This is a genomic window from Rhodoferax sp., from assembly GCF_028689295.1.
Classification (GTDB): domain Bacteria; phylum Pseudomonadota; class Gammaproteobacteria; order Burkholderiales; family Burkholderiaceae_C; genus Rhodoferax.
Window position 1 is genome coordinate 74,602 of record NZ_JAQTWL010000012.1, and the last position, 23,268, is coordinate 97,869.

The window sequence follows — 23,268 nt, forward strand, 5'->3', positions numbered from 1 at the left end:
AGACCCATGTTCGTTCACTTACGCCTGCACACCGAATATTCTGTCATCGACGGCACTACTCGCATCGACGAAGTGGTCAAGGCGGCCGCTGCCGACGGCCAACCCGCGCTGGCCATCACCGACCTGAGCAACCTGTTCGGTGCCATCAAGTTTTACAAGGAAGGGCGTAAGCGCGGCCTCAAGCCGCTCATCGGCGCCGAGATCTGGCTGGAGGGCCTGGGCAAGGAAGCAGGGCAACTGTCACGTGTGCTGCTGCTGGTGCAAAACCACCCCGGCTACCTGAATCTGTCCGAACTGCTGGCGCGCGCCTGGACACAAAATGGCGGCAAGGCGCAGGCCACGGTCACGCTGGCTTGGCTCAGGGAGCTCAATGGCGGGCTCATCTGCCTGTCTGGCGCGCAAGCCGGGCCGGTGGGCCAGGCGCTGCTGCAGGGCGACGAGGCGCGTGCGCTCGACGCCGCGCTGCAGTTGGCCGGTGTGTTTACCCACCGCTTTTATCTGGAACTGCAGCGCGCCGGCCGCCCCGAAGACGAGTCCCAGGTGGCGGCGGCGGTGCAACTGGCGCTGCGCTCGGGCCTGCCGGTGGTGGCGACGCACCCGGTGCAGTTCATGGCGCCGGAGGATTTTGAGGCGCATGAGGCGCGTGTTTGTATTGCCGAGGGTGAACTGCTGGCCAACCCGCGTCGCGTGCGCCGCTTCACGCGCGACCAGTATTTCAAATCGACGGCGGACATGCAGGCGCTTTTCGCCGATATTCCCTCGGCACTGGCCAACAGCGTGGAGATTGCCAGGCGATGCAACCTGAGTCTGGTGCTCGACATGCCGCAACTGCCCGACTTCCCGATCCCGCCGGTCGATGGCGTGGTGATGGCTGCCGACGACTACTTTCGCTACGCCTCGCACGAAGGATTGAAAGAGCGCATGGCGCACCTGTACCCCGACCCGGTGCAGCGCGACAAGGAAATGCCACGCTACCTGGCACGACTCGAATTTGAACTGGTAACCATCCTTGAGATGGGCTTTCCCGGCTACTTTCTGATCGTCGGCGACTTCATCAACTGGGCCAAGAAAAACGGTTGCCCGGTCGGCCCCGGGCGCGGCTCCGGCGCCGGTTCGCTGGTGGCCTACGCACTCAAGATCACCGACCTCGACCCGCTGGGCTACAACCTGCTGTTCGAGCGCTTTTTGAACCCGGAGCGGGTTTCGATGCCCGACTTCGACATCGACTTTTGTCAGGGCAACCGCGACCGCGTGATCGACTACGTGAAAGAAAAATACGGCAAGGACGCGGTCAGCCAGATCGCCACCTTTGGCACCATGGCGGCGCGCGCGGCGATTCGCGACGTGGGCCGGGTGCTCGACATGAGCTACACCTTTTGCGACGGCATCAGCAAACTCATTCCCAACAAGCCCGGCGTGGCGGTCACGCTCCAACTGCCGCCGGCCGATCGCAAGCCCGACGACAAGCTGGTCTATGCCGTCGAGGCCGAGCCGATACTGGCGGAGCGCGAGGCCAAAGAGGAGGATGTGCGCACGCTGCTGGAACTGGCGCGCAAGTTGGAGGGCCTGACCCGCAATGTCGGGATGCACGCCGGCGGGGTGTTGATTGCGCCTGGCAAGCTCACCGACTTTTGCCCCCTTTACCAGCAGCCTGGCAGCGATTCTGCGGTGAGCCAGTACGACAAATACGACGTCGAAGCCGTGGGCTTGGTCAAGTTCGACTTTTTGGGCCTGGCCACGCTCACCATTCTGGCATTGGCCCGCGAATTTATCGTCCAGCGCCATCCAGGCCAGGAAGACTTTGCCTATGAGAACCTGCCGCTCGATGACGAAGCCGTCTATAAGCTGTTCCAGACGGGCAAGACCGAGGCCGTGTTCCAGTTTGAAAGCCGTGGCATGCAGGGCATGCTCAAGGACGCCAAACCCACCCGGCTGGAAGACCTGATCGCGCTCAACGCCCTTTACCGACCCGGCCCGATGGACCTGATCCCGAGCTTCGTGGCGCGCAAGCACGGTCGCGAGCCGGTGGAGTACCCGCACCCGCTGGTGGCTGACATGCTGAGCGAGACCTACGGCATCATGGTGTATCAGGAACAGGTGATGCAGACCGCGCAGATCCTGGGGGGCTACTCGCTCGGTGGCGCCGACCTGCTGCGCCGCGCCATGGGCAAGAAAGACGCGGCCAAGATGGCCGAGCATCGTCAGATCTTTCGCGACGGCGCCGCCAAAAACAACATCGATCAAGCCAAGGCCGATGAAATTTTCGACCTGATGGAAAAATTTGCCGGCTACGGCTTCAACAAGTCGCATGCCGCCGCCTACTCGCTGCTGGCGTACCACACGGCCTGGCTCAAGGTGCACTACGCGGCAGAGTTCTTCTGCGCCAACATGACAGTGGAAATGGACGACACCGACAAGCTCAAGGTGCTGCTCGAAGACGCGCTCAAGATGGGCCTGACGTTCGAGGCGCCCGATGTGAACCGGGGTGTGGGGCGTTTCGAGCCGGTCTCCGACACCGTGATCCGCTACGGCCTGAGCGCCGTCAAGGGCAGCGGCCAGCAGGCCATCGAGGCCATCGTGGCGGCGCGCCAGGGCCGCGGCGTCGGCCCCAATGGCGACACGGTCGGGCCGTTCACGAGCCTGTTCGATTTTTGCGCGCGGGTCGATCGCAGCCGCATCAACAAGCGCACTGTGGAGGCGCTGATCAAGGCTGGCGCTTTCGATGCACTTGATCTCAACCGCGCCAGCCTGCTGGCCAGTGTCGATCTGGCCTTCGAGTTTGGCGCCGCCGCGCTGGCCAACGCCAACCAGTGCAGCCTGTTCGACCTGGACGATGGCGACGCGCACGGTTCCAGCACGCAAGAGCCCGAGCTGGTGCCGGCCACGCCCTGGGGCGTGAAGGAGCGTCTGGTGTATGAAAAATCCGCGCTGGGCTTTTACTTGTCCGGGCATTTGTTCGACGAGGTGGTGACCGAGGTGCGCCGCTTTGCCAAGCGAGCGATTGCCGACCTGATCGACACCCGCGAGCCGCAATTGGTGGCGGGCATCATCACCGACTTGCGGGTGGTCAATGGCCAGCGCGGCAAACTGGCGCTGTTCAAGCTTGACGACGCGTCCGGGGTGATTGACGCCCGGGTCGAAGAAGCGTTGATCAACGCCCACAAGGACCTGCTCAAGGACGACGAGCTGATCATCGTCATGGGCAAGCAGCAGCCCGATCGTTTTTCGGGCGGCATGCAGCTCAACGTGACGCAAATTTGGGACCTTGAGCAGGCACGCTGCCGTTTCGGCAAATACCTGCGCGTGCGCGCCTGCACCGGTCCGCAGGGTCTGAAACTCGACATGGCACGGCTGTTAAAAGACTTTCCGGCACAAAAAGAACTGACCGAGCAGGGCGAGTTATGGCGGGGCTTAAGCGTGCGACTGGCCTTGAACTGCCAGGGCGATGAGGGCGCCGCCCAAGCTGAGTTGCAGCTGGGCGAGCAAGCCCGCTTCTACCCCAGCAATGCCGCGCTGGCGAGCTGGTGGGCGCAGGCGGCACCCGGCACGGCCGAAATTGTTTACGAGTGATAGCGCCGGCTAATCTTTGGGCCGGAAGCTGATCACCAGCGGCGAGGGCACGCGGCCATCGGTGTCGCGCGGCAAGACTTCGGTCTTGGCGATGGCTCGTAGCACCGCTTCGTCCCACGCTGCCACACCGCTCGATTTCGTGAGTTTGCTCGCCAGAATCTTGCCGTCGGGCGCGGCGTGCACCTCGACTTCTGCCGTCGGGTTGCCGCTGATGGCTTCAGTGAACACGATGTTGGGCTTGATGCGGGCAATGATGCGTCCGGCATAACTGGCCGAGGGACCGGCTGATTTGAGCGCCGTACCGGTGGCGCCGGGCGCACCGCTTGCGCCGGCCAGGCCACTCATGCGCTGCAGATTCTTCACCCGCTGGGCATTGAGCTGTTTGGCCTGTTGCTCGGCCAGCTTTTTCTCCTGCGCCAGTTTGGTTTTTTCGGCCAGGGCCTGCTTCAGCTTGTCGGCCTTGAGTTGCTCCACTTTCAATTTTTCCTGCTGCAACCTGGCCTGCTTGAGCTTGTCCTGTTTGAGCTTCTCCTGCTGCTTTTCAAGCTCAAGTTGTCTTTGCCTTTGCAGGCGCCGCTTTTCCTGCTCCAGTGCAATGTCCACCTTGGGCGGCTCTGCGACGGGTGGCGGCAGCGGCGCGGGCTTGGCCACGACCTGCGGCTTTTCGGGCGGCAGCGGTTCGGGCGGCAGCTCCTGCATCGGCTCTTGCAGCCTGGGGGCGGCAGCCACCGGCACGGCGGCCCAGAGTTCGGCTTCGACATTGACGATTTGCGCGTCGCGCTGCCAGCGCACGCCCCAGGTCAGGGCGGCCACCAGCAGCCCGTGCGCCAGCAGCGCCAGCATGAAGGCGCGAACCACCCCGGGGGTGTCAGGTGGGGAAAATTCCAGTCGCTCAGCCGCTGTGTGCATGGCAAAAACGGATCAAGGTGCCAGTTGCACCGACAGACCCACGCGGGCAATGCCGGCGCGCTGCAAGGCGTCCATGACGAGCACCACGGCCTCGTATTTGACGGCCTTGTCAGCGCTGATGACCACGGCAGTATTGGGCACGCCGGCCTGCGCCTGCTGCACGGCGCTGGTGATTTCCTTGAGGCTGATGCCGGTGCTGGTGATGCTCTTGTCCTTGAGCTTTAGCCGTAGCGCCTCGTCCTTGCCGATCACGATCTGGATCACCTGGTCAGGCTGGCTGGCGGCCTTGCCGACGCTGGGCAGGCTGATCATGCTGGGCGCGATCAGCGGCGCGGTGACCATGAAAATGATCAGCAACACCAGCATCACGTCGATGAAGGGCACCATGTTGATCTCGTTGATGGTGCGGCGGCCCCGGCCGCGGCTGACGACGGCGGCCACGATCAGTGCCCCGAAGCCGATTGCGCGCCCACATTGCGCTGCAGGATGTTGGAAAACTCCTCGATGAAGGTTTCCAGCCGGATCGCGATGCGGTCGATGTCGCGGGCAAAGCGGTTGTAGGCCACCACGGCCGGAATCGCCGCAAACAGGCCGATGGCGGTGGCCACCAGCGCCTCGGCAATGCCCGGCGCCACGGTGGCCAGCGTCACCTGGGTGAGGGCGGCAAGCCCGGTAAAGGCGTGCATGATGCCCCACACGGTGCCAAACAAACCCACGTAGGGCGACACCGAGCCGACCGAGGCCAGAAATGACAGGTGTGTCTCCACCACGTCCATTTCGCGCTGGAAGCTCGCGCGCATGGCGCGCCGGGCGCCGTCCATCAGGGTGCCGGCGTCGGTGATGTGGCGCTCGCGCAGCTTTTGGTATTCGCGCATGCCGCTGGCAAAAATGCGTTCCATGGGACCGCCGTTGCGCGCGTTCTGGGCGGCCGCTGCAAACAAGTCGTTCAGGCTGCTGCCCGACCAGAAGTCGCGCTCAAAAGTGTCGTTGAGCTGCTTGACCTTGCCCAGCGAAAACAGTTTGCGAAAGATGGCGGCCCAACTGGCCACCGACACCGTGATCAGCAGCAGCATCACCAGTTGCACCACCAGGCTGGCGTTGAGCACGAGTTGAAAGATGGAGAGGTCTTGGTTCATTCTTGGCTTAGGTTGGGTTCAGGTCAGAGCATCGATGATCCGGGCTGGAATTCTGTCAGGTTTGAGCGTGTGGGCGTTCACCCAGCCGGCGCGAATGGTGGCTTCGCACAGCAGCACCGGGCCGGCGGCGTTGGTCCGCAGGGCCTGTTGATGGATTGTCATGGACGCACGCCCCGCAGCCAGCAGCGAAGTTGTAACCAATAGTTCGTCGTCGAGCCTGGCGCTCTGGATGAAGCGCACTTGGGCATCGCTGACCACGAACATGCCGCCGGTGACATCTTTCAGGGCCTGCTGGCTGATGCCTTTGGCGCGCAGCCATTCGGTGCGCGAGCGCTCGAAAAACTTCAGGTAATTGGCGTAGAACACAATGCCGCCGGCGTCGGTGTCTTCCCAATAGACGCGCACCGGCCAGCTAAATACCTCTTTGCTCACGGACGGTTTGTTCATGCCAGCAAGGCCTTGAGCCGACCGATGGCGCTGTGCAGCTGGGTCATCGAGTTGGCCGTCGAAAAACGGATGAAATGCCCGGTATCAAAGTGGCCGAAGTCGAGCCCCGGCGTCACCGCCACGTGGGACCGGTTCATGAACTCATAGGCCAGGTCCCAGCTGCCGTTCACGCCCAGCCGGGCGCAGGCGGCCGAGCAATCGGCCCAGGCATAGAAAGCGCCGTCGGGCATCACTGGCACGCTCAAGCCCAGCGCGTCGAGGGCCGGGATGAAATAGTCGCGCCGCGCCTTGAACTCGGCGCGTCGGCGCTCATACTCGGCCAGGCTCTCGGCCTCGAAGCAGGCCAGCGCCGCGTATTGCGCAATGGTGCTGGGGCAGATGAACAGGTTTTGTGCCAGCCGCTCGATGACAGGCACCAGGTTTTCCGGCACCACCATCCAGCCCAGGCGCCAGCCGGTCATGTTGAAGTATTTGCTGAAGCTGTTGATGCTGATGATCTGGTCGTCCAGCGCCAGCGCGGTGTGGCCATACAGGTCGTCATGGCTCAGGCCCAGATAAATTTCGTCGATCAGCGTGATGCCGCCGCGCGCCTGCACGACCGCATGGATGCGGCGCAGTTCGTCGGGTTCAATCGAGGTGCCGGTGGGGTTGGACGGCGAGGCCAGCAACACACCCCGTGTTCGGTCGTTCCAGGCTTGCTCCACCTTGTCGGCGCTGAGCTGAAAACGCTCCCCGGCCGTGGTCGGGATCAGCACCGCCGCGCCGTCGGCTGCGGCCACAAAATGCCGGTTGCAGGGGTAGCTCGGGTCGGGCATCAGCACTTCGTCACCGCGCTCAATCAGCGCCAGGCAGGCCAACTGCAGGGCAGCAGAGGCGCCGGCGGTGACCACGATGCGCCCGGCAGGCACCTTGACGCCGAACCGGCTGGCGTACCAGGCACTGATGCGCTCGCGCAGTTCCGGCAGCCCGGTGGCCGGGGTGTAATGCGACAGGCCTTCGTGAATGGCCTTCACAGCCGCTTCCTGCACCAGTGGCGGCGCGGTGAAATCGGGCTCGCCAATGTTCAGGAAAATCATCGGCGACTCAGACTGCGCCACCTGTTGCGCCACGGCGCTGGCCGCCTTGGCCACTTCCATCACGTAAAAAGGTTCAATGCGCTCGGCGCGCCGGGAAATGCGCATTTTTTCGTTCAGTGGGCACCCTGGTCGGCGGCCACCTCGGCCTGGCGCAGCTGCCGGGCCAGCCCGTTGAGCACGCCGTTCACGTATTTGTGGCCGTCGGTGCCACCAAACTCCTTGGCCAGCTCGACGCATTCGTTGAGCACCACGCGCCAGGGCACATCCAGGCAGTGCTGCAGCTCGTAGGCGCCAATCCACATCACGCCGTGCTCCACCGGCGAAATTTCGGCCAGCTTGCGGTCCAGCAGCGGCAGGATCAGCGCATCCAGCCCTTCGGCCTGTTCGGCACAGCCGTGCAGCAGGGCGTCAAAATGCACGCTGTCGGCCTTGCTGAAACCCGCCAGGTCGCGGGTGAAGGCATCCACATCGGCCACGTCGTTTTTGCCCACCAATACCTGGTACAGCGCCTGCAGGGCAAATTCGCGCGCGCGGGAGCGGTCGGACTTGCTGGCGGCCTTGCGTGCGCCGGTGCTGGTCAGGCCCTTGCGAGGCTGGCGGGGCGGCCGCGTGGAAGGCTTTGGGTGGCTCGATTCGCTCATTCAATCTCTTCCAGTAAATTGGCCATTTCCACGGCCACGCGGGCCGCATCGCGGCCCTTGTCGGTTTGCCGGGCCATGGCCTGAGCCATGTCTTCGGTGGTCAGGATGGCGTTGGCAATGGGCACCTGGTAGTCCAGCGCCACGCGGCTCACGCCGGCGCCCGATTCGTTGGCAACCAGTTCGAAGTGGTAAGTTTCGCCGCGGATGATGCAGCCCAGCGCAATCAGCGCGTTGAATTTCAGATGCTCGGCCATCGCCTGCAGCGCCACCGGAATTTCCAGCGCGCCGGGCACCTGCACCAGGGTGATGTTCCGGGCTGCCACGCCCAGCTTCAGCAGTTCGGCCTGGCAGGCAGCGGCCAGCGCGCCGGTGATGTCCGCGTTAAAGCGCGCCTGCACAATGCCGATCGTGAGTTTTTTGCCATCGAGGCGGCGGTCGTTGGCAGCGAGCGTGCCCTGGTCTGCGTTCAGCATGGGAGTTTTCCTGTCAGGTACTTTTAATGTCGGGGAGTCAGGGCGTCACGTAGCCCACAATTTCAAGGCCATAACCAGCCATGCTGGGCATGCGTCTTGGGTTGCCCAGCAGCTTCATTTTGTGCACACCGCACTCGCGCAAAATTTGCGCGCCAATGCCGTAACTGCGCAAGTCCATGCGGCCGCGCTCGGGGCCGTGAGTCGCTCTGGCCGTGCCGTCGAACTGGGCCAGCAATTGCTTGCCGCTCTCGCCGCAGTTCAAAAAGACCACCACGCCCTTGCCCTCGGCCGCCACGCGCGCCAGACTGGCGTCCAGGCTCCAGGAATGCATGGTGCGGCCCACTTCCAGCGCGTCGAGCACCGACAGCGGTTCATGCACGCGCGCCAGCACGGCTTCATCTTCAGTCCACTGGCCCTTGACCAGCGCCAGGTGCACGCCGTGCGCCGTTTTGTCCTTGAAAGCGTGGGCGGTGAATTCGCCAAACGCGGTGTTGAGCGGCCGGGCGCCGAGATGCTCCACCAGCGATTCCATCCGGCTGCGGTGGTGGATCAAGTCGGCAATGGTGCCAATTTTGAGGCCATGCTCTTTGGCAAACAACTGCAGGTCGGGCAAGCGCGCCATGGTGCCGTCGTCCTTCATGATCTCGCAGATCATGGCCGCCGGTGTGCATCCCGCCATGGCGGCCAGGTCGCAACCGGCCTCGGTGTGGCCTGCGCGCATCAGCACCCCGCCCTCGACGGCCTGCAAGGGAAAGATGTGGCCGGGCTGCACCAGGTCTTCGGGCTTGGCATTTTTGGCCACGGCCGCCTGGATGGTGCGGGCGCGGTCGGCCGCCGAGATGCCGGTGGTCACGCCCTCGGCGGCCTCGATCGAGACCGTGAACGCAGTACCTTTTTTGTCGCCATTGCGCGCCGTCATGGGCGGCAGCTGCAGCCGCTCGCAATGGTCGCGAGTGAGCGTCAAACAGATCAGACCACGGCCAAAACGGGCCATGAAATTGACTGCCTCGGCGGTCACGTGCTCGGCGGCCATCACCAGGTCGCCCTCGTTTTCGCGGTCTTCCTCATCGACCAGGATGACCATGCGCCCGGCGCTCAGCTCGGCAACGATGTCTTCGACGGGGGAAATGCCTGACAGATGTGACTTGGTCATGGGGTGTTTGGAACTATATTTTGGTGAGAAGTGCCGGACCGTGGCGCGCTTGATCGAAGTTAATCGTGCATCATGGCCATTCGCCCGATTATCGGGGATTGTGGTTTGGGTTAGGCTTGGGTTTTATTGCAAGGAGTGAATCAATGGCAATCGGCTGGCTGACCGTGTTGAAACTGGTGCCCTGGGGCGACGTGATTGAAAACGCGCCCAAGGTGGCGAGCGGGGCCAAAAAACTCTGGCAAAGTGTCGGTAAAAAAACCGTGCCCGTCGCCCCCGCAACCTCGGTGCAAGCCGTGGCGGGTTCGCCCGCACCGACGCTGGCCGCCTTGCAGTCCCAAGTGTCCGAGCTGCAAGTGGCAGTGGCCGACCTGCACCAGCAAATGCTGGCGTCGAGCGAGCTGATCCAGTCGCTGGCCGATCAAAATGCGCAACTCGTCAAGCGGGTCGAACTCAACCGGGTGCGCCTGCTGTGGCTGGCGGCCTGCCTGCTGGTCGTGACAGGGCTGCTGATCGCCCGGGCTGTGATGTAGGAGCGGCGCCCCCGCCGCGAATGTCTTCAAACCCTTCGTCGCGAGGGCGCGACTCCTACAACACTTCAATCATCTCCCGCGCCCAAGCGATCGAATTTTCCTCGTACAAAATTCCTTTCTTCAAAATCATGTGGTGAATGCGCGCAGCGCGTGAAAGCTTGCCGGGTTCGGCAAAATCGCGTTGCTCGATCCCGCGGTAAAGCGCCAGTTTCTGTTCATGCAGCGCAATGCGGCGCTCCAGTTCGGGGGCCAGCCCCAGCGAGCCTAAAGCGGCATCGGCGCGCAGGCGCACCATGAATTCGTCGCGCAAATCCATCGCAGCCGACGGCTCGGCGGCCCAGCGCAGCAGCTCTGCCTGTCCGGCGGGCAGCACGCAGTAGATGCGTTTACGGGTCTTGCCGGCATCGGGCGCGCTGGTTGACGCAATCCAGAGCGCCAATTCCATGCGAGCGAGTTCACGGTAAATCTGCTGGTGCGTGGCGTGCCAGAAGAAACCGATCGACTTGTCAAAGCGGCGTGCCAAGTCGTAACCGGATGATGATTTTTCCAGCAGGGAGGTCAGGAGCGCGTGTGACAAGGCCATGGCAACGAGTCTAATTGGAGGAAACACTCTATGCAACCAGTTGCATAATTAGCACCCATCCAATTGCAAGCCACCGCCTTCAGGATTTTTTCATGAGCACTTATCCGCATTTACTGTCTCCGCTGGACCTTGGTTTCACCACACTGCCCAACCGCGTCCTGATGGGCTCGATGCACGTCGGGCTGGAAGAGGTCAAGGACGGCTTTGCCCGCATGGCCGCCTTTTACGCCGAGCGCGCGCGCGGCGGTGTCGGCCTGATCGTGACCGGTGGCATCGCGCCCAACGACCGCGGCCGCCCCATGCCCGGCGGCGCGCGCCTGACCACCGAGGCCGAGGCCGAAAAGCACAAACCGGTGACCGCCGCCGTGCACCAGGCTGGCGGCAAGATCGCCATGCAAATCCTGCACTTCGGCCGCTACGCCTACCACGAGCAACTGGTTGCGCCCAGCGCGCTGAAGGCGCCCATCAACCCGATGAAGCCGCGCGCCCTCACCGCGGACGAGGTGCACCAGACCATCGACGACTTCGTGCGCTGCGCCGCGCTGGCGCAAAGCGCGGGTTACGACGGCGTCGAGATCATGGGCTCCGAGGGCTACCTGCTCAACGAATTCATCGCCGTCCGCACCAACCAGCGCGACGACGAATGGGGCGGCAGCTATGCCAACCGCATCAAGTTCCCGGTCGAAATCGTGCGTCGCACACGCGAAAAAGTGGGCCAGAATTTCATCATCATCTACCGCCTGTCGATGCTCGATCTGGTCGAAGGCGGCTCCACGCTCGACGAGGTGATCCAGCTCGCGCAGGCCATCGAAGCGGCGGGCGCCAGCATCATCAACACCGGCATCGGCTGGCACGAGGCGCGCATTCCCACCATCGCCACCAAGGTGCCGCGCGCGGCTTGGGCCTGGGTCACGCAACAGCTCAAGGGCAAGGTCGGCATTCCGCTGGTGGCCACCAACCGCATCAACACGCCCGAGGTGGCCGAGCAGCTTCTGGCCGACAGCTTTTGCGACATGGTGTCGATGGCGCGGCCGTTCCTGGCCGACCCGCTGTTCGTGCAAAAAGCGGCTGCGGGCAAGGCCGACGAGATCAACACCTGCATCGGCTGCAACCAGGCCTGCCTGGACCACACCTTTGCCGGCAAGGTCACCAGTTGCCTGGTGAACCCGCGCGCCTGCCACGAAACCCTGATCAACATCACGCCAGCCGCCAGCCGCGACAAAATTGCCGTGGTCGGCGCCGGCCCGGCCGGCTTGAGCTTTGCCACCGCCGCCGCGCAATGCGGCTTCGATGTGACGCTGTTTGACGCCGCGTCAGAGATTGGCGGCCAGTTCAACATTGCCAAACAGGTGCCGGGCAAGGAGGAGTTTTATGAGACGCTGCGCTACTTTGGCAAGCAGATCGGGCTGACCGGCGTGTCGCTCAAGCTCAATAGGCGCGTCAAGGCCCAGGACCTGATCGCTGACGGCTTCAACCACGTGGTGCTGGCCACCGGCGTCACGCCGCGCACGCCGCCGATCGAGGGCATCGACCACCCCAAGGTGCTCAGCTACCTCGACGTGCTGCGCGACAAAAAGCCGGTGGGCAAAACGGTGGCGCTGATCGGTGCTGGCGGCATCGGCTTCGACACCGCTGAATACCTGCTGCATGAGGGCACCAGCCCGAGCCTGGACAAGGCCAAATTCTTTGCCGAGTGGGGCGTGGACACGCACTACAGCACGCGCGGTGGCCTGGCGCCGGCGCACATCGAGGCAGCGGCGCGCAAGGTCTATTTGTTGCAGCGCAAGGCCAGCAAGGTGGGTGATGGCCTGGGCAAGACCACCGGCTGGATTCACCGCACCTCGCTGAAAAACCGCCACGTCGAGATGCTCGCCGGCGTGACCTACCGCAAAATTGACGACGCGGGCCTGCACATCACGGTCAACGGTGAAGCGCGCATGCTGCCGGTGGACAACGTGGTCATCTGCGCGGGTCAGGAACCGCAGCGCGAACTGCAGGCAGAACTGCAAGCTGCCGGCCTGGCCGTGCACCTGATTGGCGGCGCCGACGAGGCCGCAGAGCTCGATGCCAAACGCGCCATCAAGCAGGGCCTGGAGCTGGCCATTGCGCTGGCGTCAGCCACCGCTGGCGCGCCGCGCATCAGCGCCGAACGCGCCGCGAAAACAGGCGCCTCGCCTTATGAAACCCTGAACGTGAGTTTGCAGGACCACATCGCCACCATCAAACTCAACCGCCCCGACAAGGCCAATGCCATGAACCTGGTCATGTGGCACGAGCTGCGCCAGGTCTTCAAATGGGTGGATGCCAGCCCAGACGCGCGCGTGGCGATTCTGGAAGGCGAGGGCAAGCTGTTCACCAGCGGCATCGACCTGCAGATGATGATGGGCATGGGCGACCAGATCCAAAACGACTGCGAGGCCCGCACCCGAGAAAACCTGCGCCAGGTCATCCTCGACCTGCAAGACTCGTTGACTGCTCTGGAGCGCTGCCGCAAGCCGGTGCTGGTCGCCATTCACGGCGCCTGCATTGGTGGCGGCATCGACCTGATCTGCTGCGCCGACATGCGCTACTGCTCGGCCGATGCTTCTTTCAGCATCAAGGAAATCGACATCGGCATGACCGCCGACGTCGGCACCTTGCAGCGTTTGCCCAAGCTCATTGGCGAAGGCATGGTGCGCGAGCTGGCGTACACCGGGCGCAAATTCGATGCGGTCGAGGCGCTGCAAATGACGCTGGTGAACCGTGTGTTCGACTCGCGCGAGGCGCTGCAAAACGGTGTGCGCGAGATCGCCGCCACCATTGCCACCAAGTCACCGCTGTCAATCCGGGGTGTGAAGGAAATGATCTCCTATGCGCGTGACCATTCGGTGGCCGACGGCCTGAACTACGTGGCCACCTGGAACGCCGCCATGCTGCTGTCCAACGACTTGCAGGAAGCCATGATGGCCAACATGGGCAAACGCCCGCCCAAGTTCAAGGATTGACTAGATCAGCTGGCTGTCGCTGGCCAGGGCGTCGTCCAGGCGCTTGATGAGCTGACTGATTTTGACGCTTTCATCGGGCTGCAATAGTGCGCCACCAGATGCCGCCTGGGGTGCCGTTGGCGCGCCGCCGGCCTCTGGCGTGTCAAAGGCCAGGTTGAGCGCCGCCAGCACGGCGATGCGGTCACGCGCGCGCACCTTGCCGGCTTCGCGTATCTTGCACATGGCGTCGTCCACGCGGGCCACCACGTTCAGCAACCGCGCCTCGCCGCCTTCCGGGCAGCCGAGCAAATAGCTCTGCCCCATGATGTGGACCTCGAGCTGCTTCATACGGAACCTCCGGCGCCGTTCAAGGGGGCTGAACCAGCCCCGGGCAAGCGCGCCAGCAGCGCATCGACGCGCGCCCGGGCTGCGCTCAGACGCGACTTGAGGGAATCGCGCTCCTGCGACAGCATCTCGATTTCCTTGTAAAGCAGGGCATTGGTGCGGTTGAGCTCTTCGTGGCGCAACAGCAGGCGCTCAACCCGCTCGGCAATTTGGTCAATGGGTGACTGGTCTGGCATAGACGTGGATTGTAGGATTCTGGCGCAGCATTTTAATGACCAAACAGTTATTAAAATGTGCGCGAGAATCAACGAAGACAAGAACAAATCAAGAGGGACGAAAGCTCATGCGCAACGCTACCGGTTTTAAAGTGATCTGGCTGATGGCGCTCGCGGCCATCCTGGCCGCCTGCTCCAAGCAGGCACCGCCCGCCGAGCCGATTCGCGCCGTCAAAGTGGTCACCGTTGGCGTGCAAGGCGCGAACAGCACGCTGGAATACGCCGGCGAGGTGCGCGCCAGGGTCGAATCAAAGCTCGGCTTTCGCGTGGGTGGCAAGCTGCTGGAGCGCCCGGCCGAAGCGGGCCAGCGCGTCAAGGCCGGGCAGTTGCTGGCCCGCCTCGATGCGCAAGACCTCACGCTGGCCACCGATGCGGCCCGCGCCCAGGTAGCCGCCGCGCGCACCAGCCGCGACCTGGCGGCGGCAGACTTCAAGCGCTACACCGAACTCAAGAGTCAGGGTTTCATCGGCGGCGCCGAACTGGAGCGACGCGAGGCCGTTTCCAAGTCCGCCCAGGCGCAACTCGACCAGGCGCAGGCGCAATTGTCGGCGCAGGGCAACCAGGCCGCATATGCCAGTTTGCATGCCGATGCCGCCGGCGTGGTCACAGCCGTGCTGGCCGAGCGCGGCCAGGTGGTGGCGGCCGGCGCCCCGGTGCTGCAGCTGGCCCACGACGGCGCGCGCGACGTGGTCTTTGCCGTGCCCGAAGACAAGGTGGCTGCCATCAAGGCGGGCACGCCAGCGCAGGTGCGTGTCTGGTCAACCGGCGCAACGCTGGCAGGGGTGGTGCGCGAAGTGGCCGCCAGCGCCGACCCCGTCACCCGCACTTTCAGCGTCAAGGTCGCCCTGCAAGCCAAAGACGATCTGGCGCTGGGCAGCACGGTGTCGGTGCTGCCGCGGTCGCTGCAACATGTCGGCGCGCCGGTCATCAAGCTGCCCACCAGCGCGCTGTGGCAGCAGGGCCAAGTCAGCGCCGTCTGGGTGCTCGATCCCGCCAGCATGACCGTCAAGCCGCAGACGGTGCAAATTGCCACCGCCGACGGCAACGATGTGATCGTGTCGGGCGGCCTGCAGCCGGGCATGCAGGTGGTGGTGGTCGGTGTGCATGTGCTGGCGCCGGGCCAAAAGGTCACGCGCTACCAGGCCGACACCTCGATCGACACCACCAGTCGGGCGCAAACCGTGCCCGGCAATGTGGCACCAGCCCGGTGAACCGCGCATGAGCGAAACCCACCTGCAACCTGAAAAAGGTTTCAACCTGTCGCGCTGGGCCATCGAACATGCGCCGCTGACGCGGTTTTTGATGATTGTGCTGATGCTGCTGGGCGCCGCCAGCTACTTCTCGCTCGGCCAGGACGAAGACCCGCCGTTCACCTTTCGGGCCATGGTGGTGCACGCCTACTGGCCCGGCGCCAGTGCCCAGCAAATGGCCGAGCAGGTCACCGACAAGCTCGAGCGCACGCTGCAGGAGGTGCCTTACGCCGACAAAATCCGCAGCTACTCCAAGCCGGGCGAGAGCCACATCATTTTCCAGATCAAGGACTACGCCCGCGGCGCCGAGGTGGCCAATGTCTGGTACCAGGTGCGCAAAAAGATCGGCGACATGCGCGCCACCTTGCCGCAAGGCGTGGTGGGGCCGCTGTTCAACGACGATTTCGGCGATGTCTATGGCGTCATTTATGCGTTGCAGGCGCCCGGCTTCAGCTACGCCGAGGTCAAGACCTTTGCCGACGAGGTGCGCCAGCAACTGCTGCGCGTGCCCGACGTGGCCAAGGTCGAACTGTTTGGCGTGCAAGACGAAAAGCTGTTCATCGAAATCTCGCAAAAGCGCCTGGCGCAGCTCGGACTTGACCTCGACGCGGTGCTGGCCCAGCTGAACCAGCAAAACGCGGTGGTTTCGGCGGGCAGCGTGCAAACCCCGCTCGACGTGGTGCAGGTGCGCGTGGCCGGCCAGTTCAAGGCGGTGCAAGACCTGCGCGCCATGCCAATCCGTGCCGGCAACCGCCAGCTGCGCCTGGGCGACATTGCCGAGATCAAGCGTGACTATGTCGATCCGCCCGCAGTCAAGGTGCATTTTCAGGGCGAGGAAGTGATTGCGCTCGGCGTCTCGATGAGCAAGGGCGGCGACATCATCGCGCTGGGCAAGGCCTTGACGGAAGCCGTGCGGCACATTGAAACAAGCTTGCCGCTGGGCGTCAGCCTGGGGCAGATCCAGGACCAGCCAAAGTCCGTCGCAAGCTCGGTCAACGAATTTGTCAAGGTGCTGATCGAGGCGGTGGCGATTGTGCTGGCGGTGAGCTTCATCAGCCTCGGGCTGCACAAGCGCGCGGGTCGCCAGCCGCTGTGGCGCCGCTGGACGCTCGACGCGCGCCCCGGCCTGGTGGTGGGCATCACCATTCCGCTGGTCATGGCCATGACCTTTCTGGCCATGAGCTACTGGGGCATCGGCCTGCACAAAATTTCGCTCGGCTCGCTGATCATTGCACTGGGCCTGCTGGTGGACGACGCCATCATTGCGGTGGAAATGATGGTGCGCAAGATGGAAGAGGGCTATGACAAGGTGCGCGCTGCCACCTTCGCCTACGAGATCACCGCCATGCCCATGCTCACCGGCACACTCATCACCGCCACCGGCTTCCTGCCCATCGGCATGGCCAAAAGCACGACCGGCGAATACACCTTTGCGATTTTTGCGGTCACGGTGATCGCGCTGGTTCTGAGCTGGATCGTGTCGGTCTATTTTGTGCCTTACCTGGGCACGCGCCTGCTCAAGGCGCCGCCGCATGTGCTGGCCGCGGACCAGGCGCCAGAGGCGGGCCAGGCGCACGCGCATGACATGTACGACACGCCTTTTTACCGCGCCTTTCAACGCGCCGTGAACGGCTGCATCCGCCACCGCTGGCTCACCATCGGCGCCACCGTGGCGCTGTTCGGCCTGGGTCTGGTCGGCATGAGCCAGGTGCAGCAGCAGTTTTTCCCCGATTCGAGCCGGCCCGAGCTGACCATCGAACTGTGGTCGCCCGAAGGCACCTCCTTTGCCGCCACCGAAGGCGTGGCCAAACGCGTCGAGCAACGCCTGATGGCTGAGCCCGGCGTGGCCACGGTCACGCAGTGGATCGGCTCCGGCGTGCCGCGCTTCTATTTGCCGCTGGAGCAGGTGTTCCCGCAAACCAATGTGTCGCAGCTGATCCTGCTGCCCAAAGACTTGTCCGCGCGTGAGCGGCTGCGGCACCAGTTGCCCGTCTTGCTGGCGCAGGAGTTCCCCGAGGTGCGCGGCCGCGTCAAGCTGCTGGCCAACGGCCCGCCGGTGCCTTACCCGGTGCAGTTTCGCGTGATCGGGCTCGACCCGCTGCTGCTGCGCGAGCGCGCCGACGAGGTCAAGGCCTTCATGCGGCAAAGTGCCAACACGCGCGGCGTCAACGACAACTGGAACGAATCCATCAAGGTCATGCGCCTCGAGGTGGACCAGGACAAGGCGCGCGCGCTGGGCGTCTCCAGCCAGTCGATCGCGCAGGCCGCCAAAACCATCCTCAGCGGCACCACCGTGGGCCAGTACCGCGAGGGCGATAAGCTCATCGACATGGTGCTGCGCCAGCCGCAGGGCGAGCGCAGTGCCATCACCGACATTGCCAACGCCTACCTGCCCACCGCAGCGGGCCGCTCGATCCCGCTCACGCAAATCGCCAAACCCGTGTTCACCTGGGAGCCCGGCGTGATGTGGCGCGAGGGCCGCGACTACGCCATCACCGTGCAAAGCGACATTGTCGAGGGCCTGCAGGGCGCCACCGTCACTGCCGAGCTGCTGCCCGAGCTCAAACGCCTGGAAGCCGAGTGGGCGCAAGCCGGGCAGGGCGATTACCGCATCGAGGTGGCCGGCGCCGTGGCTGAAAGCGCCAAGGGCTCGTCGAGCATCGTGGCGGGCATTCCGGTCATGCTGTTCATCACCTTCACACTGCTGATGCTGCAACTGCACAGCTTTAGCCGCGCCGTGCTGGTGTTCCTGACCGGGCCGCTCGGCCTGGCCGGCGTGGCCGGGGCGCTGCTGCTGCTGAACCGCCCGTTCGGCTTTGTCGCCTTGCTGGGCGTGATTGCGCTGATGGGCATGATCCAGCGCAACTCGGTCATCCTGATCGACCAGATCGAGCAGGACCGCGCCCGTGGCGTGCTGGCCTGGGACGCCATTGTCGGCGCCGCCACGCGCCGCCTGCGCCCCATCGTGCTCACCGCCGCGGCCGCCGTGCTGGCCATGATCCCGCTCAGCCGCTCGGTGTTCTGGGGGCCGATGGCGGTGGCCATCATGGGCGGCCTGATCGTGGCCACGGTGCTCACGCTGCTGGCCCTGCCGGCCATGTACGCCGCCTGGTTCCGGGTCACGCCCGACAGCCGGTGAGCGCCATCCGGCCGGTTAGAATCCGCCGCTGACCTAACAGCATCAGCGCGGGTGGCGAAATTGGTAGACGCACCAGGTTTAGGTCCTGACGCTGGCAACAGTGTGGGGGTTCGAGTCCCCCCCCGCGCACCACCCCGATTTAATTGGAATCTGACCCCAATTAATTTGCCGGGCCAGCCGAATCCTGAGCTAATTGCATGACAATAGGCGACGCATTATTGGCAAAAATATCACAGGGGGATGTGCAGTCAAAGGCCGCGCATTCAAAATCTTGAGTCACATCTGGTATCTGGTTTACACCAAACCCAAACAGGAGTCGATCGCCCTGCTGAACTTGCAGCAACAGGGCTTTCATGCCTACCTGCCACTGTATAAAAACTTCAAGAACTCCCCAGGCACCAGCTACCTCGGCTTCGAGGTCATGTTCCCGCGCTATGTGTTCTTTCGGCCCGCCAGTGCCGCGCAATCCATCGCGTCGGTCCGTTCCACGCGCGGCGTCATGTCGCTCGTCAGATTCGGCCATGAACCGGCGCTGGTCAAAAACGTCACCGTGCGAGCCATTCAGCAATTCGAGCAACAAAGAAACAACGCTGAGCTGGCCGACATCAGCCCCCTGCAACCCGGCACGGCGGTGCGCTTCAAACACTCGGCCCTCAAAGGCATTCAGGGCCTGGTCAAGTCAGTCTCGAGCAAACGCGTTGCCGTCTTGCTGGAACTGCTTGGTCAGGATCAGCTGGTCCATGTGGACCACGGCCAGATCGAACTCATTTGACGCCACGCCCGAACGGGGCAGGGTGGCAGAATAATAAAACGGTGGTTTTTGCCCCGAAAGGCATCAACCACTGCGGTAGCCTGCCCGATCCTATTTAAAAATGACCAACCCGCAACCCAAAATCTATGTAGCCGGCCATCGCGGCATGGTAGGCAGCGCCATCGTTCGCGCCCTGCAATCTCCCGCCTCCTGTGGGAGCGGCGCCCCCGCCGCGAATGTCATCGCTCCCCCCTGTAGGAGCGGCGCCCCCGCCGCGAATGTCTTAACCCGCACCCGCGCCGAGCTTGACCTCACCAACCAGGCCGCCGTCCACGAATTCTTCAAACAAGAAAAACCCGATCAGGTCTATCTGGCTGCTGCCAAAGTGGGCGGCATCCACGCCAACAACACCTATCCGGCGGACTTCATCTATGACAACCTCATGATGCAGTCCAACGTCATCCATGCGGCTTTCCAGCATGGCGTGCAAAAGCTCCTGTTTTTAGGCTCAAGCTGCATCTACCCGCGCCTGGCGCCGCAGCCCATGACCGAGGCCGCCCTGCTCACCGGCCCGCTGGAGCCCACCAACGAGCCCTATGCCATTGCCAAAATTGCCGGCATCAAGCTGTGCGAAAGCTACAACCGCCAATATGGCGCCAGCCACGGCGTGGACTACCGCAGCGTCATGCCCACCAACCTCTATGGCCCGGGCGACAACTACCACCCGCAAAACAGCCATGTGATTCCGGCGCTCATCCGCCGTTTTCATGAAGCCAAGGCAGCCAACGCCCCCAGCGTCGCCATCTGGGGCAGCGGCACGCCCCGGCGTGAGTTCTTGTACGTGGACGACATGGCCGCAGCCAGCGTGTTTGTGATGAACCTGCCCAAAGCCGTTTATGACCAGCACACCAACCCCATGCTGAGTCACATCAACGTGGGCTTCGGCTCGGACATCACCATCGCGCAACTGGCCCAGGCCGTGAGCGACACCGTAGGCTACCAGGGCCAGATCACGTTCGATGCCACCCAGTCAGACGGTTCCCCGCGCAAGCTCATGGACAGCAGCCGCCTGAACGCGCTGGGGTGGCAAGCCAAAGTCAACCTGGAACAAGGCTTAAAGCTGGCCTACCAGGATTTCCTGCAACACACGAAGGCTGTTTGAATTCATTCGCGGCGAGGGCGCCGCTCCTACAAAAATCCGCACCTCCCCTGTAGGAGCGACGCCCATACAAAAATCCACATTTCCCCTGTAGGAGCGGCGCCCCCGCCGCGAAGGTATTTAACCCCCCCAAACCACCATGACCACACACCAAAAAACCGCACTCATCACCGGCATCACCGGTCAGGATGGCTCTTACCTGGCTGAATTTTTGCTGGAAAAGGGCTACAAAGTCCACGGCATCAAACGCCGGGCCAGCTCCTTCAACACCCAGCGTGTGGACCACATCTACCAGGACCCGCATGTGGACAACGCCAACTTCACGATGCACTACGGCGACCTCACCGACAGCAGCAACCTCACGCGCATCATCCAGCAAACCCAGCCCGACGAAATCTACAACCTGGGCGCGCAAAGCCATGTGGCCGTTTCATTCGAGTCCCCCGAATACACCGCAGACGTGGTCGGCATGGGCAGCCTGCGCCTTCTGGAAGCCATCCGCATTCTGGGGCTGGAGAAGAAAACCCGCTACTACCAGGCCAGCACCAGCGAGCTTTTTGGCCTGGTGCAAGAAACCCCGCAGCGCGAGACCACGCCCTTTTACCCGCGCAGCCCCTACGCCGTGGCCAAGCTCTATGCCTACTGGATCACGGTGAACTACCGCGAAGCCTACGGCATGTACGCCTGCAACGGCATACTGTTCAACCACGAAAGCCCGCGCCGTGGCGAGACCTTTGTCACCCGCAAAATCACCCGCGGCCTGGCCAACATCAGCCAGGGGCTGGAAGACTGCCTCTTCATGGGTAACATCGACGCCCTGCGCGACTGGGGCCACGCCAAAGACTACGTGCGCATGCAGTGGCTCATGCTGCAGCAAGACCACCCCGAAGACTATGTGATTGCCACCGGCAAGCAATACAGCGTGCGCGCTTTTCTTGAAAAAACGGCCACCGTTCTGGGCATGCAAATCCGCTGGGAAGGCGAGGGCGTCAACGAAGTAGGGTATTGGGATGGAAAACCCATCATCAAAATCGACCCCCGCTATTTCCGTCCCACCGAAGTCGAGACGCTGCTGGGCGACCCGTCCAAAGCCAAACAAAAACTGGGCTGGGTACCGGAAATCACGCTAGACCAGTTAATCGAAGAAATGGCCGCCTTCGACCTGCAGCAAGCCAAACAGCACGCCCTGCTGAAAGCCAACGGCTACCAAGTCAACGTAAGCGTCGAATAATCGTGAACCCAGTGGGCGCTGCGCCCCCGCCGCGAATGAATTCCAGCAGCCTTCGTCGCGAGGGCGCGACTCCTACAGAGACCGATGCCCATGCCTTTGTAGGAGCGGCGCCCCCGCCGCGAATGCCTCCGCGAATGAATTTGCCAGAGTCAATTAACTCATGAACATCACCATCATCGGCACAGGCTACGTCGGCCTGGTCACGGGCGCCTGTCTGGCAGACCTGGGCAACCACGTGTTTTGCCTGGACGTGGACCACACCAAGATCGACCTGCTCAACCGCGGCGGCGTGCCCATTTACGAGCCCGGCCTGAAAGAAGTGATCGAGCGCAACGTGGAAGCCGGCCGCCTCACCTTTTCCACCGATGTGGCTGCCAGCGTGGCCCATGGCAGCGTGCAATTCATCGCCGTCGGCACCCCGCCCGACGAAGACGGCAGCGCCGACCTGCAATACGTGCTGGCCGCTGCCCGCAACATCGGCCGCCACATGACCGACTTTAAAGTGGTGGTGGACAAATCCACCGTGCCTGTGGGCACAGCAGACAAGGTTGCCGCCGCCATCAAGGCAGAGTTGGAAGCCCGGGGCATTCGCGGCGGTGGAAGACTTCACCCGCCCGGACCGCATCGTCCTGGGCATCGCCAACGACGCCGCAGGCGAAAAAGCCCTGGCGGTCATGCGCCAGCTCTACGCCCCGTTCAACCGCAACCATGAACGCACCCGCGTCATGGATGTCAAAAGCGCTGAATTCACCAAATACGCCGCCAACGCCATGCTCGCCACCCGCATCAGCTTCATGAACGAGCTGGCCAATCTGGCCGACAAAGTGGGCGCCGACATCGAACTGGTGCGCCAGGGCATTGGCTCAGACCCGCGCATTGGCTACAGCTTTTTGTACGCCGGCACCGGCTACGGCGGCAACTGCTTCCCCAAAGACCTGCAGGCGCTGGGCCACACCGCCCGCGAATACGGCCAAACCCTGCGCGTGTTGGAAGCCGTGGAGACCGTCAACCAAGATCAGAAGCAGGTGCTGGTCAACAAAATATTCGCCAAATACGGCCGCAACCTGGCTGGCAAAACCTTTGCCCTGTGGGGCCTGGCCTTCAAACCCAACACCGACGACATGCGCGACGCCCCCAGCCGCGTCATCATCAGCGCACTGCTGCGCGCCGGCGCCAGCATCACCGCGCACGACCCCGTGGCCGAAGAAGAAGCCAAGCGCGTGCTCGCGCTCGACCTGGCCGACGCACCCGCCTTGCTGCACAAGCTGCAGTTTGCCGACAAACCCATGCAAGCCGTGCAGGGCGCCGACGCGCTGATCATCGTCACCGAGTGGAAAGCCTACCGCAGCCCCAACTGGACGGCGCTCAAGGCGGCCATGAAAGCCCCGGTTATTTTTGATGGGCGCAATTTATATGAACCGCGAGCCATGCAGGAAAACGGCCTGCAGTATGTGGCCATCGGGCGGGGCAATCATGGCTGACCCCAAAAACCTTCGTCGCGAGGGCGCGACTCCCGATATGGATTGACCTGTCAATAAGTTGATTAGGTTTTTTCTCTGTTTCTTGGTTTTTCTGAGTCAGTGACTGTGGTTCAGGGGCTACAAGGCTGTGGGGCGACGGTGGATCACTCTGATATG

18 protein-coding genes, 1 tRNA gene and 3 pseudogenes are annotated in these 23,268 nt (G+C 63.3%); 11 read left to right on the forward strand and 11 right to left on the reverse strand.

What is annotated here, in order from left to right; translation table 11 throughout:
* Positions 1–6: 6 nt before the first annotated feature.
* Complete coding sequence (gene dnaE, locus PHF15_RS11535; RefSeq protein WP_300121293.1) at positions 7–3,570, forward strand: DNA polymerase III subunit alpha; 3,564 nt, start codon at positions 7–9, stop codon at positions 3,568–3,570.
* A 9-nt stretch (positions 3,571–3,579) separates the two neighbouring features.
* Here dnaE and PHF15_RS11540 read toward each other — a convergent pair whose 3' ends face one another.
* The 8 genes from PHF15_RS11540 to ribBA are packed head-to-tail and all read right to left on the reverse strand — an operon-like array spanning position 3,580 to position 9,405.
* Positions 3,580–4,479 carry a cell envelope integrity protein TolA gene (locus tag PHF15_RS11540; protein ID WP_300121294.1) on the reverse strand — a complete coding sequence of 300 codons (900 nt, stop codon included), beginning with the start codon at positions 4,477–4,479 and terminating at the stop codon, positions 3,580–3,582.
* Between the two features lie 12 nt (positions 4,480–4,491).
* Entirely contained in the window at positions 4,492–4,920 is a 429-nt protein-coding gene (locus PHF15_RS11545; RefSeq protein WP_300121296.1) for a biopolymer transporter ExbD, read from the reverse strand.
* Between the two features lie 2 nt (positions 4,921–4,922).
* Positions 4,923–5,615: a protein TolQ gene (gene tolQ, locus PHF15_RS11550; protein ID WP_300121298.1), complete on the reverse strand. Its 693-nt coding sequence runs from the start codon at positions 5,613–5,615 to the stop codon at positions 4,923–4,925.
* An 18-nt stretch (positions 5,616–5,633) separates the two neighbouring features.
* Positions 5,634–6,062: a tol-pal system-associated acyl-CoA thioesterase gene (ybgC, locus tag PHF15_RS11555; RefSeq protein WP_300121300.1), complete on the reverse strand. Its 429-nt coding sequence runs from the start codon at positions 6,060–6,062 to the stop codon at positions 5,634–5,636.
* On the reverse strand, positions 6,059–7,243 hold the full coding sequence (locus PHF15_RS11560) for a pyridoxal phosphate-dependent aminotransferase (RefSeq protein ID WP_300121302.1): 1,185 nt from the start codon (positions 7,241–7,243) through the stop codon (positions 6,059–6,061). Before PHF15_RS11560 ends, ybgC begins: the two co-directional genes overlap by 4 nt.
* 8 nt (positions 7,244–7,251) lie before the next feature.
* Entirely contained in the window at positions 7,252–7,779 is a 528-nt protein-coding gene (gene nusB / locus PHF15_RS11565) for a transcription antitermination factor NusB (protein ID WP_300121304.1), read from the reverse strand.
* Positions 7,776–8,252: a 6,7-dimethyl-8-ribityllumazine synthase gene (gene ribH / locus PHF15_RS11570; protein ID WP_300121305.1), complete on the reverse strand. Its 477-nt coding sequence runs from the start codon at positions 8,250–8,252 to the stop codon at positions 7,776–7,778. Before ribH ends, nusB begins: the two co-directional genes overlap by 4 nt.
* A gap of 37 nt (positions 8,253–8,289) precedes the next feature.
* A complete protein-coding gene (ribBA, locus tag PHF15_RS11575; protein WP_300121306.1) occupies positions 8,290–9,405 on the reverse strand; it encodes a bifunctional 3,4-dihydroxy-2-butanone-4-phosphate synthase/GTP cyclohydrolase II in 1,116 nt (371 codons plus the stop codon).
* A gap of 143 nt (positions 9,406–9,548) precedes the next feature.
* On the opposite strand from ribBA, the gene PHF15_RS11580 reads away from it, so the two are divergent.
* Positions 9,549–9,935, forward strand: a complete 387-nt coding sequence (locus tag PHF15_RS11580) for a hypothetical protein (protein ID WP_300121307.1) — start codon at positions 9,549–9,551, stop codon at positions 9,933–9,935.
* Positions 9,936–9,990: 55 nt separating this feature from the next.
* Here PHF15_RS11580 and PHF15_RS11585 read toward each other — a convergent pair whose 3' ends face one another.
* Positions 9,991–10,518 carry a PadR family transcriptional regulator gene (locus PHF15_RS11585; protein ID WP_300121308.1) on the reverse strand — a complete coding sequence of 176 codons (528 nt, stop codon included), beginning with the start codon at positions 10,516–10,518 and terminating at the stop codon, positions 9,991–9,993.
* A gap of 92 nt (positions 10,519–10,610) precedes the next feature.
* Here PHF15_RS11585 and PHF15_RS11590 point away from each other — a divergent pair.
* Together PHF15_RS11590 and PHF15_RS11595 are read left to right on the forward strand one after the other, a co-directional pair.
* Positions 10,611–12,629, forward strand: a pseudogene (locus PHF15_RS11590) (NADPH-dependent 2,4-dienoyl-CoA reductase); the annotation flags it as partial.
* A 75-nt stretch (positions 12,630–12,704) separates the two neighbouring features.
* Positions 12,705–13,502 (forward strand): annotated as a pseudogene (locus PHF15_RS11595) (crotonase/enoyl-CoA hydratase family protein); the annotation flags it as partial.
* Here the strand turns inward: PHF15_RS11595 and PHF15_RS11600 are convergent.
* A complete protein-coding gene (locus PHF15_RS11600; RefSeq protein ID WP_300121309.1) occupies positions 13,503–13,829 on the reverse strand; it encodes a cell division protein ZapA in 327 nt (108 codons plus the stop codon).
* A complete protein-coding gene (locus PHF15_RS11605; RefSeq protein ID WP_300121310.1) occupies positions 13,826–14,062 on the reverse strand; it encodes a DUF904 domain-containing protein in 237 nt (78 codons plus the stop codon). Before PHF15_RS11605 ends, PHF15_RS11600 begins: the two co-directional genes overlap by 4 nt.
* A gap of 107 nt (positions 14,063–14,169) precedes the next feature.
* Here PHF15_RS11605 and PHF15_RS11610 point away from each other — a divergent pair, with 107 nt between their 5' ends.
* The 7 genes and pseudogenes from PHF15_RS11610 (at position 14,170) to PHF15_RS11640 (ending at position 23,112) form a co-directional block, all read left to right on the forward strand.
* Positions 14,170–15,312: an efflux RND transporter periplasmic adaptor subunit gene (locus tag PHF15_RS11610; RefSeq protein ID WP_300121311.1), complete on the forward strand. Its 1,143-nt coding sequence runs from the start codon at positions 14,170–14,172 to the stop codon at positions 15,310–15,312.
* 7 nt (positions 15,313–15,319) lie between these two features.
* Positions 15,320–18,490: an efflux RND transporter permease subunit gene (locus tag PHF15_RS11615; protein WP_300121312.1), complete on the forward strand. Its 3,171-nt coding sequence runs from the start codon at positions 15,320–15,322 to the stop codon at positions 18,488–18,490.
* A 45-nt stretch (positions 18,491–18,535) separates the two neighbouring features.
* A tRNA-Leu gene (locus tag PHF15_RS11620) sits at positions 18,536–18,622 on the forward strand.
* A gap of 139 nt (positions 18,623–18,761) precedes the next feature.
* Positions 18,762–19,262, forward strand: a complete 501-nt coding sequence (locus PHF15_RS11625) for a transcription termination/antitermination NusG family protein (RefSeq protein ID WP_300121313.1) — start codon at positions 18,762–18,764, stop codon at positions 19,260–19,262.
* A 100-nt stretch (positions 19,263–19,362) separates the two neighbouring features.
* Positions 19,363–20,403, forward strand: coding sequence for a GDP-L-fucose synthase (locus tag PHF15_RS11630; RefSeq protein ID WP_300121315.1), 1,041 nt, complete (start codon positions 19,363–19,365; stop codon positions 20,401–20,403).
* A gap of 136 nt (positions 20,404–20,539) precedes the next feature.
* Positions 20,540–21,631 carry a GDP-mannose 4,6-dehydratase gene (gene gmd / locus PHF15_RS11635; RefSeq protein ID WP_300121317.1) on the forward strand — a complete coding sequence of 364 codons (1,092 nt, stop codon included), beginning with the start codon at positions 20,540–20,542 and terminating at the stop codon, positions 21,629–21,631.
* Between the two features lie 160 nt (positions 21,632–21,791).
* Positions 21,792–23,112, forward strand: a pseudogene (locus tag PHF15_RS11640) (UDP-glucose/GDP-mannose dehydrogenase family protein).
* Positions 23,113–23,268: the final 156 nt, after the last annotated feature.